Genomic DNA, 12522 nt, shown 5'->3' on the forward strand with positions numbered 1-12522 from the left:
ACGCCATGCGCTTCGATGTTACCCGCGGGCGCGGCGCATCGGTCGAACGGCCTATGCAGTCGATACGGCCGAACGCGGGTCACCGGGAAATCGCCGGATCATCGGCTGAACGGCCAACGCCCGGCAGGATCGTAAGCGGTTCGATAGAATCTGACGGATCCGACGGGCGCGGCGTGCGTCCGTGCATTTCTTTTGATGAGCGTCACCGTGTTCGAATCCTCCTCCCCCGAATCGTCGTCGCCGTTCGCCGCGCCGCCCGACGCGCATCGCGTGCTGTCGCTACCGGCCCGCCAGCGGGCGCGCGCGGCGTCGATGGCGCTGTTCTTCGTCGCCGGCATGATGTTCGCGTCGTGGGGCGTGCACGTGCCGACCGTGCGCGACAAGTTCGCGCTGAGCCCCGGGCTGCTGTCGATCGCGCTGTTCGCGGTCGCCGTCGGCTCGATTACCGCGATGCTGACCATCGCGCGCTGGATCGCGCGCGTCGGCTCGCGCACCGCGTGCCTCGCGGGCGGGCTCGTGATGTCGGCCTGCGCGGCGCTGATCCTCGTCGTGCCCGACTATCCGTTGCTGCTGGCCGTGCTCGCGCTGTTCGGCTTCTCGATGGCGACGCTCGACGTCGCGATGAACGCCGAGGCCAGCGCGGTCGAAATTGCAATCGGCAGGCCGATCATGTCGTCGCTGCACGGCATGTTCAGCATCGGCGGGATGGCGGGGGCGGCCGCCGGCGGCGCGCTGCTGTCGGCCGGCATGGCGCCGGCCGTGCATCTCGCGCTCGCGGCGGCGACCAGCGCGACGGTGCTGGTGATCGCCAGCCCGGCCGTGCTGCCGCATGTGCCGCACCACGAGCACGCGCACGGCGGCGGCAACCGCTGGCGCTCGCCGGCGTTGTGGATGCTCGGCGGCATCGCGCTCGTCGCGCTGATCGCCGAAGGCGCGATGTACGACTGGGCGACGGTCTACATGCGCGACGTCGTCGTGGCGAGCCCCGCGCTCGCCAGCGCCGCCTATGCCGCGTTCTCGGGCGGGATGGCCATCGCGCGCTTCGCGGGCGACGCCGTGCGCGCCCGCTTCGGCGCGCCGCAGCTCGTGTTCGCGAGCGCGTCGCTCGCCTGCGCGGGGATGATCGGCGCGCTGCTGCTGCCGTATTCGGCCACGGTGCTGACCGGCTTCACGCTGATGGGCCTCGGCCTCGCGAACATGATGCCGGTGCTGTTCGCGGCCGCCGCGCGCGTGAAAGGCATCCATGCGGCCGAAGGGCTCGCGCACGTGGCCGGGCTCGCGTATTTCGGCATGCTGTTCGGTCCGGTCGTGATCGGCGCCGTCGCGCAGGCGTCGAACCTGACGATCGGGCTGTCCGTCGTCGCGCTGTGCGCGGCGCTCGTCGCGGCCGTCGCGCCGAAGGTGCTCGCGCGGCTGAAGATCTGACGGGGCGCGGCAGGCGCCGGCCCAAAAAGAAAGCGCGCATGCGTTGCCGCATGCGCGCTTTCACCCCTTCTGTTGACCGCTTGTATCGTTACATCTTCACTTCGTCGAGCAGCGACTTCTTGCCGCCCTTGTAGTTGTACAGCGAGATCACGCCGTGCTGCAGGTCGCCCTTCGAGTCGAAGGTCGTCGTGCCGATCACGCCCGAGTAGTTCGTCGCCGGCATCGCGGCGAGGATCTTCGCCGGATCCGTCGAGTTCGAGCGCTTCATCGCATCGACGATGATGTACACGGCGTCATACGTGAACGGTGCGTAGATCTGGATCGGCTGGCCGAAGCGCTTCTCGTACTTCGACTTGAACGCCGCGCCGCCCGACATCTTCTCGAGCGAAGCACCGGCTTCCGAACACACCACGTTGTCGGTCGCGTCGCCGGCCAGGTCGGCCAGCTTTTCCGTGCACACGCCGTCGCCCGCGAGGATCTTCGCGCGCAGGCCGAGCTGCTTCGCCTGCTTCGCGAACGGGCCGCCCGTTGCGTCCATGCCGCCGTACATGATCGCGTCCGGATTCTCGCCCTTGATCTTGGTCAGAATCGCGCGGAAGTCGACCGCCTTGTCGTTCGTCGCGTCATGCGACATCACCTTCAGGCCGAGCGCCTTGGCCTTCTTCTCGAACTCGTTCGCGAGACCCTGGCCGTACGCGGTCGAATCGTCGACCACGGCCACGCTCTTGATGCCCTTCGAGTGCGCGTAGTTCGCGAGTGCCGGGCCCTGCTGCGCATCGGTGGCCACCACGCGGTACGTGGTCTTGAAGCCCTGCTGCGTGTAGGCCGGGTTGGTCGCCGACGGCGAGATCTGCACGATGCCCGCATCGCTGTAGATCTTCGAGGCCGGGATCGACGTGCCCGAGTTCAGGTGGCCGACCACCGCGACGACCTTGTCGTCGACGAGCTTCTGCGCAACCTGCGTGGCCTGCCGCGGGTCGGCCGCGTCATCCTGCGGGTCGAGTTGCAGCGTGATTTTCTGGCCGCCGACCGTGAGACCCTTGGCGTTGATCTCTTCAACTGCGAGACGTGCGCCGTTTTCGTTGTCCTTGCCCAGGTGTGCAATGCCGCCCGTCAAGGGCGCGACGTGGCCGATCTTGACGACTTGATCGGCCGCTGCGTTGCCCGCAGCTGCAGCGCACAGCATCGCGGCCGCGGTGATCGGCAACAGCTTTTGCATCTTGATATTCATGTAAGTCTCCAGTTTCGGTCCCAATAAAACGCCATCGCCCGGTGCCCCGCTGCCATCCCTGTGTTTGCAATCACTGGACGATTCGCCGGTTGCATCGTTCATGCACTTGGCCTCAAGCACGTGAAAACCGCCGCTTTTAGCGGCCGCCCGTCCGTACTTGCGCGCAAGTGTAGGTGATCAAATTAATTTGTGGGACTTTTTTGGGGTAGTGGTAACACTACCGATATGCACGCTTTGGAATGACGATTCGAATATCGCCGCGAGCCCCGCCGGATAAGGGTTTCCGCTAATTCCAGGTGGCTTGCTGAAAGGTCGTTTTAAAACATTCCGGGGGGCATTTCGATTCGGTATTTTGTGCCCGTGATCATTGAATGAAACGCGCGTGACAACGCGCGTTTCGTCGTCCGATATGAACGATTCAGGCAGCCGCCGCACGCCATTCGCCATCGAGCGCGGCGACGAGCTGCGACGTCGTCAGCGCATCGCCGCGCCGTCGTGCGAGCGGTGCGCCCTGCCCGGCCCACAGCGACAGGTAGTCGCCGTCGTTCGCGCGCGCGGCGGCCTGGCGCAGCGGCTGCGTCAGCGCGTTCTGCACCGGGTACGGCGCGGCGTCGGCCACGCGTTCGCCGAGCCGGGCCATCAACGTATTGCGCAGCCCGCGCGCGTGGCGGCCGGTGATCGCGCGGGTGACCTGCGTCGACGTGTCGGCGCTCGCGAGCACGCGCGCCTTCCAGTCGGCCGCGATCGCGCTTTCCGTGCAGGTGAGGAACGCGGTGCCGAGCTGTGCGCCCTGCGCGCCGAGCGCCAGCGCGGCCGCGATCCCGCGGCCGTCCATGATGCCGCCCGCGGCGAGCACGGGCAGGCCGGTCGCGTCGACCAGTTGCGGCACGAGCGCGAACGTGCCGATCAGCGCATCGTCTGCGGAACCGATGAACGTGCCGCGATGGCCGCCCGCCTCGGCGCCCTGCGCGGAGATCGCATCGGCGCCGGCCGCCTGCCACGCAAGCCCTTCGGCGACGTGCGTCGCGGTACCGATCACATAAGTGCCGGCGGCATGCAGGCGTGCGACGTCGGCCGCGTCGAGCACGCCGAACGTGAAGCTCGCGACCGGCACGCGCAGCGCGACGAGCACATCGAGCTGCGTGCGGAAATCGGGCGCGTAGCGCGCGGGCGCCGTGCCCGGCGGCAGGCCGAGCGTTGCATTCAACGGGTCGATCGCCGCCAGTGCGCGCGCGACGGTCGCCGCGTCGGGCGCGGCTTCATCGGGCAATACGAACAGGTTGATCGCGAACGGCCGATCGGTCGCCGCACGGATCGCGGCGACTTCGGCCTCGATACGTTCGGGCGCGAGCGCGCCGGCGCCGAGGCTGCCGAGCGCACCGGCATTCGAGGCGGCGGCGACCATCGTGGTCGTGGTCGCGCCGACCATCGGCGCCTGCACGAGCGGCAGGCGCAGACCGAAGCGTTCGGAAAAGGGTGTGGAAAACGAGCGGGCAGACATGGCGAATCCTTCGATGACGATGCGCGAAAGCGCTTTGTAAAGGCCGACACATCGACTCTATCGAAGCGGCGCAGCGCCGAAAAATGAATAATCGAGATCGAAACGATCGCTGCGCGAGAAGCGCTCGCGTGCGCTGCAGCATCGGACGATCGGTGGCACACTAGGCCGCCCTCTTTTCACCTCCGGGGCGCCTCGCGCACCCCGTTCGCCAGGAGTTCAGAACGTGACAGCCCAATGGATCGACATCCCGACCGGTAACGACAGCTTCGGCGGCTATCTCGCACTGCCCAAGCGCGGCACCGGCCCTGCCGTCATCATCATCCAGGAGATCTTCGGCGTGAACTCGCACATCCGCGCGGTCGCCGACCAGTACGCGTCCGACGGCTTCGTCGCGCTCGCGCCGGACGTGTTCTGGCGCACGCAGCCGCGCGTCGAGCTGACCTACGAAGGCGCAGATCGCGACAAGGGCATCGAGCTGATGAAAAAGACCGACGTGGGTCTCGCGGTCGCGGACATCGGGGCGGCCGCCGACGCCTTGCGCGCGCGCCCCGAAGTGGCCGGCAAGGTCGCCGCGATCGGCTACTGCTTCGGCGGCCAGCTCGCGTACCGTGCGGCCGCGACCGGCAAGATCGACGCGGCCGTGGCCTACTACGGCGGCGGCATCCAGAACGCGCTCGATCTGGCCGGCCAGATCAAGCAGCCGATCCTGTTCCACTACGCGGAAAACGACCACGCGATCCCGCCCGCGGCGGTCGACCAGGTGAAGGCCGCATTCGCCGGCCACGGCAACGCGTCGTTCCACGCGTACCCGGGCGCCGAGCACGGCTTCAACTGCACGGACCGCGCGTCGTACAACCAGCGCGCGTCGGCGCTCGCGCACGGCCGCACGCTGACCTTCCTCGCCGAGCACCTCTAAAAACGGCCGGCCGCGGGCCCCGTACACCGGGCCCGCGTTATGCTGCTGTCATCGCCACGAGTCACAACGGGGATGACAGCGATGCACTCGGACTATCTCGCGCACGACGCGATCAGCCTTGCCACACTGGTACGCGAACGCAAGGCGAGCCCGCGCGAACTGCTCGACGCCGCGATCGGCCAGGCCGAAGCGGTGAACGGCGCGATCAACGCGATCGTGCTGCAGGACTACGACGCCGCGCGCCAGCGTGCGGCCGCCACACCCGACGGCGGCACCGACGCGCCGTTCGCCGGCGTTCCCTATCTCGTGAAGGATCTCGGCGCGGCGGTCGCCGGCCTGCCGCTGTCGATGGGCAGCCGGCACTACCGGTATTTCGTGCCCGCCGACGATTCGCCGGTGATCGCGCGCAGCCGCGCGGCCGGTCTCAACGTGTTCGGCAAGACCAACACGTCGGAGATCGGCCAGATGCCGTACACGGAACCCGAACTGTTCGGCGCGTGCCGCAACCCGTGGAATCTCGATCACACGCCCGGCGGCTCGAGCGGCGGTGCGGCGGCGGCCGTCGCGGCCGGCATCGTGCCGATCGCGCATGCGTCCGACGGCGGCGGCTCGATCCGCATTCCGGCGTCGTGCTGCGGGCTGTTCGGCCTGAAGCCGAGCCGCAACCCGGTACTCGTCGACCTGCCGTCGAACGGCGAGCTGGTCGTCCAGCATGCGGTCACGCGCAGCGTGCGCGACAGCGCGCTGCTGCTCGACGTGACGACCGGCCAGACCTTGCCGGCCGGCGCGCCCGGCACGTTCCTCGGCGAGCTCGACACGCCGCCCGGCCCGCTGCGGATCGGCCTCGTGCTCGACCCGATGCTCGCGCCGGCGCTCGCCGACGACACGCGCGCGGCGCTCGACGACGCGGCCGCGCTGCTCGAATCGCTCGGCCACCATGTCGAGCCGGCGACGCTGCACGTCAACTACGCGCGCGCCGCCGAAACCTTCCTCACGTTGTGGGCGACGATCGCCGAGGAGATGGTGCTCGGCGCGCGTGCGCTGACCGGCCGCACGCCGAAGCGCGGCGAATTCGAAGCCGCGACGTGGGCGATGGCCGTGGTCGGCCGGCGCCTCGCGCGCACGCGCCTGCCGGACGTGCTCGAATGGCAGCGCCAGCTCACCGTGCAGGTAGCCGGCCTCGTGTCGCGCTACGACGCGATCCTGTGCGCGTCGCTCGCGGGCCCGCCGGTGAAGATCGGCGAATTGCAGCCGACGCCGTTCGAAGCGGCGCAGATGAAGGTGCTCGCCGCGCTGCCGGTGAAGCCGCTGCTGAAGGAATTGCTCGCGAAGTCGTCGGAAAAGGCGTTCACGTGGGCCGGCTGCACCGAGCTGTTCAACCTGACCGGCCAGCCGGCGATGTCGGTGCCGCTCTACTGGAACGCGCGCGGGCTGCCGATCGGCGTGCAGTTCGCCGCGCGTCACGCCGACGACGCGCTGCTGCTCCGGCTCGCCCGGCAGCTCGAACAGGCGCGGCCGTGGTTCGAGCGCCGCCCGCCGCTGATGCAGGCACAGCGCTGACGCACGCGGCCGCGCGCCGCCGTCATCGAAAAAAAAGCCCCGTCGGCACAACCGGCGGGGCTTTGACGCATGCAATCGCGTGAGCGCGCTTACATGACGAGCCGTTCACAGATCGTCCGCGTCGCGGCCGCCGTGTTCAGCGTATAGAAATGCAGACCCGGCACGCCCGCGTCGACCAGACGCTGGCACAGGCTCGTGACGACGTCCGCGCCGAACGCGCGGATCGACTCGCGATCGTCGCCGAAGCTCTCGAGCCGGCGTGCGATCCAGCGCGGCACTTCGGCGCCGCACATCTCGGAGAAACGCATCAGCTGCGAGAAGTTCGTGATCGGCATGATGCCCGGCACGATCGGCACCTCCACGCCCAGCTTGCGCGCATCGTCGACGAAGCGGAAATACGCATCGGCGTTGAAGAAGTACTGCGTGATCGCGGAATTCGCGCCGGCTTTCACCTTGCGCGCGAAATTCTCGAGATCGGCCTTCGGCGAACGCGCCTGCGGGTGGTACTCCGGATAGCCGGCAACCTCGATGTGGAACCAGTCGCCGTGCTCGGCGCGGATGAAGCTGACGAGCTCCGACGCATAGCGCAGTTCGCCGACTTCGCCCATCCCCGACGGCAGGTCGCCACGCAGCGCGACGATGTGGCGGATGCCGTACGAGCGGTACTGGTCGAGGATCGCGCGCAGGCTGTCGCGCGACGAACCGATGCACGACAGGTGCGGCGCGGCCTCGAGGCCGTCCTTCTGCATGTCGAGCACCGTATCGAGCGTGCCCTGCTGCGTCGAACCGCCGGCGCCGAACGTGCAGGACACGAATTTCGGTTTCAGCGGCAGCAGTTGCGCACGCGTGGCGCGCAGCTTCTCGACGCCTTCCGCCGTCTTCGGCGGGAAGAATTCAAACGAGAGTTCGATCGTTTTCATGATTCTGAGGGACCAAGCCCATGCCTCAGCCGATGTCGCGCTGACCGAAGATCAGGGCGGACAGCAGCCACGACACGATGCTGTACAGGATCGAACCGAAGAACGCGGACCAGAAGCCCGACACCTCGAAGCCCTTCAGCAGCGACGACGCGAACCAGAAGCACAACGCGTTCACGACGAGGATGAACACCCCGAGCGTGACGATCGTGACGGGCAGCGTCAGCAGGATCAGCACCGGGCGGATCACCGTGTTGATCAGGCCGAGCACGACCGCGATGATCAGCGCCGTGCCGAAGCTCTTGATGTGGATCGACGGCACGAGGTACGTGATGATCAGCAGCGCGAGCGCGTTGATGACCCAGGTGAGGATGACGCTCATGGAGTGCTCCGGTTCGGTTGTCGATCGGTACGATCAGTGGCCGCCGCCGGCTGCCGCGGGTGCCCGAAGGCGCGCCGCGGCAGCCGGCGATCCCGCGCCGTGCCGCCGTACCGGGTGCGCACGGGCGACGCGCGCACGGCACCGCGGCAGCGGCGCATCGGATCAGTAGCGGTAGTGGTTCGGCTTGAACGGGCCGTCCTTCTGCACGCCGATGTACGAAGCCTGCTCGTCCGACAGCACGGACAGGTTCGCGCCGATGCGCGCCAGGTGCAGGCGCGCGACCTTTTCATCGAGGTGCTTCGGCAGCACGTACACCTTGTTCTCGTACTCGTTGCCGCGCACGAACAGCTCGATCTGCGCGAGCGTCTGGTTCGCGAACGAGTTCGACATCACAAACGACGGGTGGCCGGTCGCGCAGCCGAGGTTCACGAGGCGGCCTTCCGCCAGCAGGATCACGCGCTTGCCGTCCGGGAAGATGATGTGGTCGACCTGCGGCTTGATGTTTTCCCACTGGTACTGGCGGGTCGACGCGACGTCGATTTCCGAGTCGAAGTGACCGATGTTGCAGACGATCGCGTTGTGGCGCATCGCCTTCATGTGATCGTGGTTGATCACGTGGTAGTTGCCGGTGGCCGTCACGAAGATGTCGGCCTTGTCGGCCGCGTATTCCATCGTCACGACGCGGTAGCCTTCCATCGCCGCCTGCAGTGCGCAGATCGGGTCGATTTCGGTGACCCACACGGTCGCGCCCAGGCCGCGCAGCGATTGCGCGCAGCCCTTGCCCACGTCGCCGTAGCCCGCGACGACCGCGACCTTGCCCGCGATCATCACGTCGGTCGCGCGCTTGATGCCGTCGACCAGCGATTCACGGCAGCCGTACAGGTTGTCGAACTTCGACTTCGTGACCGAATCGTTCACGTTGAACGCCGGGAACGGCAGGCGGCCGTCCTTTTCCATCTGGTACAGGCGGTGCACGCCGGTCGTGGTTTCTTCGGTCACGCCCTTGATGTGTGCGAGGCGCGTCGAGTACCAGGTCGGGTCCGCGTCGAGGTGCTTCGCGATCGACTTGTACAGCGCGACTTCTTCCTCGTTGGTCGGCTTCCCGATCACCGAACGGTCCTTCTCGGCCTTCGCGCCGAGGATCAGCAGCAGCGTTGCGTCGCCGCCGTCGTCCAGGATCATGTTCGCGAATTCGCCGTTCGGCCATTCGAAGATGCGGTGCGAGAACTCCCAGTATTCGTCGAGCGATTCGCCCTTGAACGCGAACACCGGCGTGCCGGCTTCGACGATCGCGGCAGCGGCGTGGTCCTGCGTCGAGAAGATGTTGCACGAGGCCCAGCGGACGTCCGCGCCGAGCGCCTTCAGCGTCTCGATCAGCACGCCCGTCTGGATCGTCATGTGCAGCGAACCGGCAATGCGCGCACCCTTCAGCGGCTGCTGTGCCTTGTATTCGTCACGGATCTGCACGAGGCCCGGCATCTCGGTCTCGGCGATGTTCAGTTCCTTGCGGCCCCAGCCGGCCAGCGCCATGTCGGCGACGACGTAATCGTTGGTAGCTTTGGAATCGATAATGGCGTTCATCACGCCCTCCTTTCTAAAAAGTTTCTAGATTGGTGACGTGAGCGCCGTTCAGGAAGCGGGGCCGACGCGGTTGTGCCGCACGACTGCTTGGTGAAGCCTTCCGAGCCTGGCGGACACAGGAGGTCCGTCGCAACGCTCCTCGGAAAGCGGAGAGGATTGTAGCAAATCGGCGCACAGAATGCGCAAGCATGCACACACACGGCGCGCACCCGGCACCAGCGCGCGGCGTCGGCGCGCGCGGCCGTCAGGAAAGGGTCAGGACTCCGCGCCGACCCACGCCTGTTCGCGCAGCCGTGCGCGCAGGCGCGCGACCGCCTGGCTGTGCAGCTGGCACACGCGCGATTCGCTCACTTCGAGCACCGCGCCGATCTCGCGCAGATTCAGACCCCGTTCGTAGTACAGCGACATCAGCAGCTTCTCGCGCTCCGGCAGCCGCTCGATCGCCTCGACGAGCGCTTCGCGCAGGTGCTCGTCGAGCAGCGCCGACAGCGGATCGGCGTGATCGACGCGGTAGCGGTCGAGGAACGGTTCGTCGTCGGCCGCGCGGTCGAAATCCTCGTAATAGATCAGCTGGCTGCCGTGCAGGTCCTGCAGCATCCCCTGGTATTCGTCGAGCGGCATGTTCAGGTGCTGCGCGATCTCGGTCTCGCTCGCCGAGCGGCCAAGATGCTGCTCGACCTGGTGCACCGCGTGCTCGACCTCGCGCGACGTCTTGCGCAGGCTGCGCGGCAGCCAGTCGTTGCTGCGCAGCTCGTCGAGCATCGCGCCGCGGATACGCTGCGTCGCGTAGGTCTCGAACTGCGCGCCCTGGTCTTCCTTGTAGCGCCCGGCCGCGTCCATCAGGCCGATCATGCCGGCCTGGATCAGGTCGTCGAGGTCGACGCTCGCCGGCATCTTCGCGACGAGCTGCAGCCCGAGGCGTCGCACGAGCGGCGCATATTGCGCGAGCACGTCGGCCTGGGACATCTTTCCTTGAGCGTTGTACATCATGGCTCTCTCCTTCCGGTGGCGCTCACGCGGCGTGTGCCGCGCCCGCCTCATACGACGGCTTGCCGCCCGCGTGCACGGCGCGGCCCGCACCCGGACGCGGGCGCATCGGCCAGTACAGCAGGTCGGCGGCAATCTGCCGGTAATCGCGCGCGGCGGCCGACGACGGGAACGCGTCGACCGCGGCACGCGTCAGTTCGCGCGCATGCTCGACGAGCGGATCGGCGCTCACGCAGCCCGCGTCGGCGATCGACACCGTCAGGTAGCGGCTCGCGACGCCCGCGAGGTTGTCGAACGCCGTCTTCGCGTCCGCGTGGCTGCCGACGTGATTGGTCAGCACGCGGAACTGCGCGAACGCGTGCGCGAAATGCAGCCGCTTCATGCACGCATACGCCTCGGTGATCGCCTGCGCGGCGACCCGCGTGACGACCAGCACGTCGTGCGCTTCGCGCGCGAGCGCCGAGAACGAACCGTCGGCGCCGAGCTGCGCGTCGACGAGGACGATGTCGGCCGGCCCGTCGATGAAATCGCTCAGCTGCGCGTCGGTGTAGCCGGTGCGCGCGAGCCGCGCCGCGGCGCACAGGCCGAAGCCGGCCGCGACCCGCGCGCGCTCGCCGTCGCGCAGCCACGCGCCCGCCAGCGTCGCGCTGGCCGAATGCACGTCGGCACGCTCGTCGACGACGAGCACATCCTTGCCGAGCGACGCGAGCGCCGCCGCCAGGTTCACGACGGTGGACGTGCAGCCGACACCCGCCGGCCCGCCCGCCACCGCGACGATGCGTGACGCGCGCCCGGCCAGCAGGCGCCGCAGCCCTTCGGCCTGGTCGATGATTTGTTTATCCAAATCGCACCTCGTGCAGCTCGGCGGTGGAACGTGCGGTCAGTGCGGAAAGCAGCGTCGGCATGTCCTCGTCTTGCGGCACGAAGGGCGAGCCGTCACGCGGTACACAGAACGCGCTCTTCAGCAGGAATTTGGTCGACGCGACGTACAGGTTCTCCGGCACTTTCTGGCCGGTCGACACGTAATGGATCGGCAGCTTGTAGCGGATCACCGTGTCGAGCACGCCGCCGAGGTGGGTCGCCTCGTCGAGCTTCGTGAGGATGCAGCCGGCCAGGTCCGGATGCTCGCCCGCGCTGCGGTACGCCTGCACGACTTCGTTGAGCGTGTCGCCGTGGCTAGTCGCGTTGAGCAGCAGCAGGCGCTGCACCGGCGCGTTCGCCCCGTGCAGCATCGCGATCTGGTCGGATACCGCGCGGTCGCGCTGGCTCATGCCGATCGTGTCGATCAGCACGATGTGCTTGTTGCGCAGCTCGGACAGCGCGAGCGCGAGGTCGCCCGCATCCTTCACCGCGTGTACGGGCACGCCGAGGATCTTGCCGAAGATGCGCAGCTGCTCGTGGCCGCCGATCCGGTAGCTGTCGGTGGTCAGCAGCGCGACCTTGCTCGCGCCGAAGCGCATCACGCAGCGTGCGGCCAGCTTCGCGGTGGTGGTCGTCTTGCCGACGCCCGTCGGCCCCATCAGCGCGAACACGCCGCCGCGCTCCATCAGCGCATCTTCGCTGTCGAGCACCGGCAGGTTCGACGCGAGCACCGACCGCGCCCATTCGGCGGCCTGTTCGAGGGTCTGCGCGCCGTCGCCGGCCGGCATGTTGTCGACCAGCATCCGCACGAGCTGCGCGGAGAAACCGGCCGCGAACAGGTGCTTCGTCAGCGCGCCGTGCACGGCGCTGCGACGCTGGCGGTCGTGCCACATCAGGCTGTCGAACTGCTCTGCCATCATCCCGCGCAGTTCGCCGAGCTCCTGCATCACCGTATCGTTGACGACCCGCTCGATGCGCGACTTCACGGCATCGGCCACCGCGGTGGCCGCGTCGGCGGACAGGCGCGTGCGCTCGGCCGCCATCGCGGCATGCATCGCGCTCGTGTTCGTGTCGGGCGCGCGGGTGGCGGCGGCCGGCATCCGGCGTTCGGCGTCGCGCACAATGTCGCGTGCCCAGTTGGGCGGCGTCGCGCTCGCGGCG

11 protein-coding genes and 1 riboswitch are annotated in these 12522 nt (G+C 68.1%); of the genes, 3 read left to right on the forward strand and 8 right to left on the reverse strand.

Features of this window, described 5'->3' with window-relative positions; all coding sequences use genetic code 11:
* The first annotated feature begins 195 nt into the window (after window positions 1–195).
* Complete coding sequence (locus F3J15_RS31095; RefSeq protein ID WP_166896009.1) at window positions 196–1425, forward strand: MFS transporter; 1230 nt, start codon at window positions 196–198, stop codon at window positions 1423–1425.
* An 88-nt stretch (window positions 1426–1513) separates the two neighbouring features.
* On the opposite strand, the gene F3J15_RS31100 is transcribed toward F3J15_RS31095, so the two are convergent.
* Window positions 1514–2656, reverse strand: coding sequence for a branched-chain amino acid ABC transporter substrate-binding protein (locus tag F3J15_RS31100; protein WP_089444759.1), 1143 nt, complete (start codon window positions 2654–2656; stop codon window positions 1514–1516).
* Between the two features lie 418 nt (window positions 2657–3074).
* Entirely contained in the window at window positions 3075–4157 is a 1083-nt protein-coding gene (locus F3J15_RS31105; protein WP_166896011.1) for a nitronate monooxygenase, read from the reverse strand.
* Between the two features lie 223 nt (window positions 4158–4380).
* Here F3J15_RS31105 and F3J15_RS31110 point away from each other — a divergent pair, with 223 nt between their 5' ends.
* Together F3J15_RS31110 and F3J15_RS31115 are read left to right on the forward strand one after the other, a co-directional pair.
* Window positions 4381–5073 (forward strand): dienelactone hydrolase family protein, encoded by a 693-nt coding sequence (locus F3J15_RS31110; RefSeq protein ID WP_166896013.1) that lies wholly within the window; start codon window positions 4381–4383, stop codon window positions 5071–5073.
* Window positions 5074–5154: 81 nt separating this feature from the next.
* A complete protein-coding gene (locus F3J15_RS31115; RefSeq protein WP_166896021.1) occupies window positions 5155–6633 on the forward strand; it encodes an amidase family protein in 1479 nt (492 codons plus the stop codon).
* Window positions 6634–6722: 89 nt separating this feature from the next.
* Here the strand turns inward: F3J15_RS31115 and metF are convergent, their stop codons facing one another.
* The 6 genes from metF to flhF all read right to left on the reverse strand — a co-directional run.
* On the reverse strand, window positions 6723–7553 hold the full coding sequence (gene metF / locus F3J15_RS31120; RefSeq protein WP_069246875.1) for a methylenetetrahydrofolate reductase [NAD(P)H]: 831 nt from the start codon (window positions 7551–7553) through the stop codon (window positions 6723–6725).
* A 25-nt stretch (window positions 7554–7578) separates the two neighbouring features.
* Window positions 7579–7932, reverse strand: a complete 354-nt coding sequence (locus F3J15_RS31125; protein ID WP_006477367.1) for a phage holin family protein — start codon at window positions 7930–7932, stop codon at window positions 7579–7581.
* Between the two features lie 162 nt (window positions 7933–8094).
* Window positions 8095–9513, reverse strand: coding sequence for an adenosylhomocysteinase (gene ahcY / locus F3J15_RS31130; RefSeq protein ID WP_166896015.1), 1419 nt, complete (start codon window positions 9511–9513; stop codon window positions 8095–8097).
* Window positions 9514–9545: 32 nt separating this feature from the next.
* Window positions 9546–9660, reverse strand: a riboswitch (S-adenosyl-L-homocysteine riboswitch).
* Between the two features lie 108 nt (window positions 9661–9768).
* Complete coding sequence (locus F3J15_RS31135; RefSeq protein WP_006484033.1) at window positions 9769–10503, reverse strand: RNA polymerase sigma factor FliA; 735 nt, start codon at window positions 10501–10503, stop codon at window positions 9769–9771.
* A gap of 22 nt (window positions 10504–10525) precedes the next feature.
* On the reverse strand, window positions 10526–11344 hold the full coding sequence (locus F3J15_RS31140) for a flagellar biosynthesis protein FlhG (protein ID WP_069246873.1): 819 nt from the start codon (window positions 11342–11344) through the stop codon (window positions 10526–10528).
* The coding region (gene flhF / locus F3J15_RS31145) for a flagellar biosynthesis protein FlhF (RefSeq protein WP_166896017.1) at window positions 11337–12522 on the reverse strand (1186 nt) is incomplete at its 5' end. The genes F3J15_RS31140 and flhF, both read right to left, overlap by 8 nt.

Source organism: Burkholderia sp. Ap-955 (assembly GCF_011753045.1).
GTDB classification, from domain to species: Bacteria; Pseudomonadota; Gammaproteobacteria; order Burkholderiales; family Burkholderiaceae; genus Burkholderia; species Burkholderia lata_D.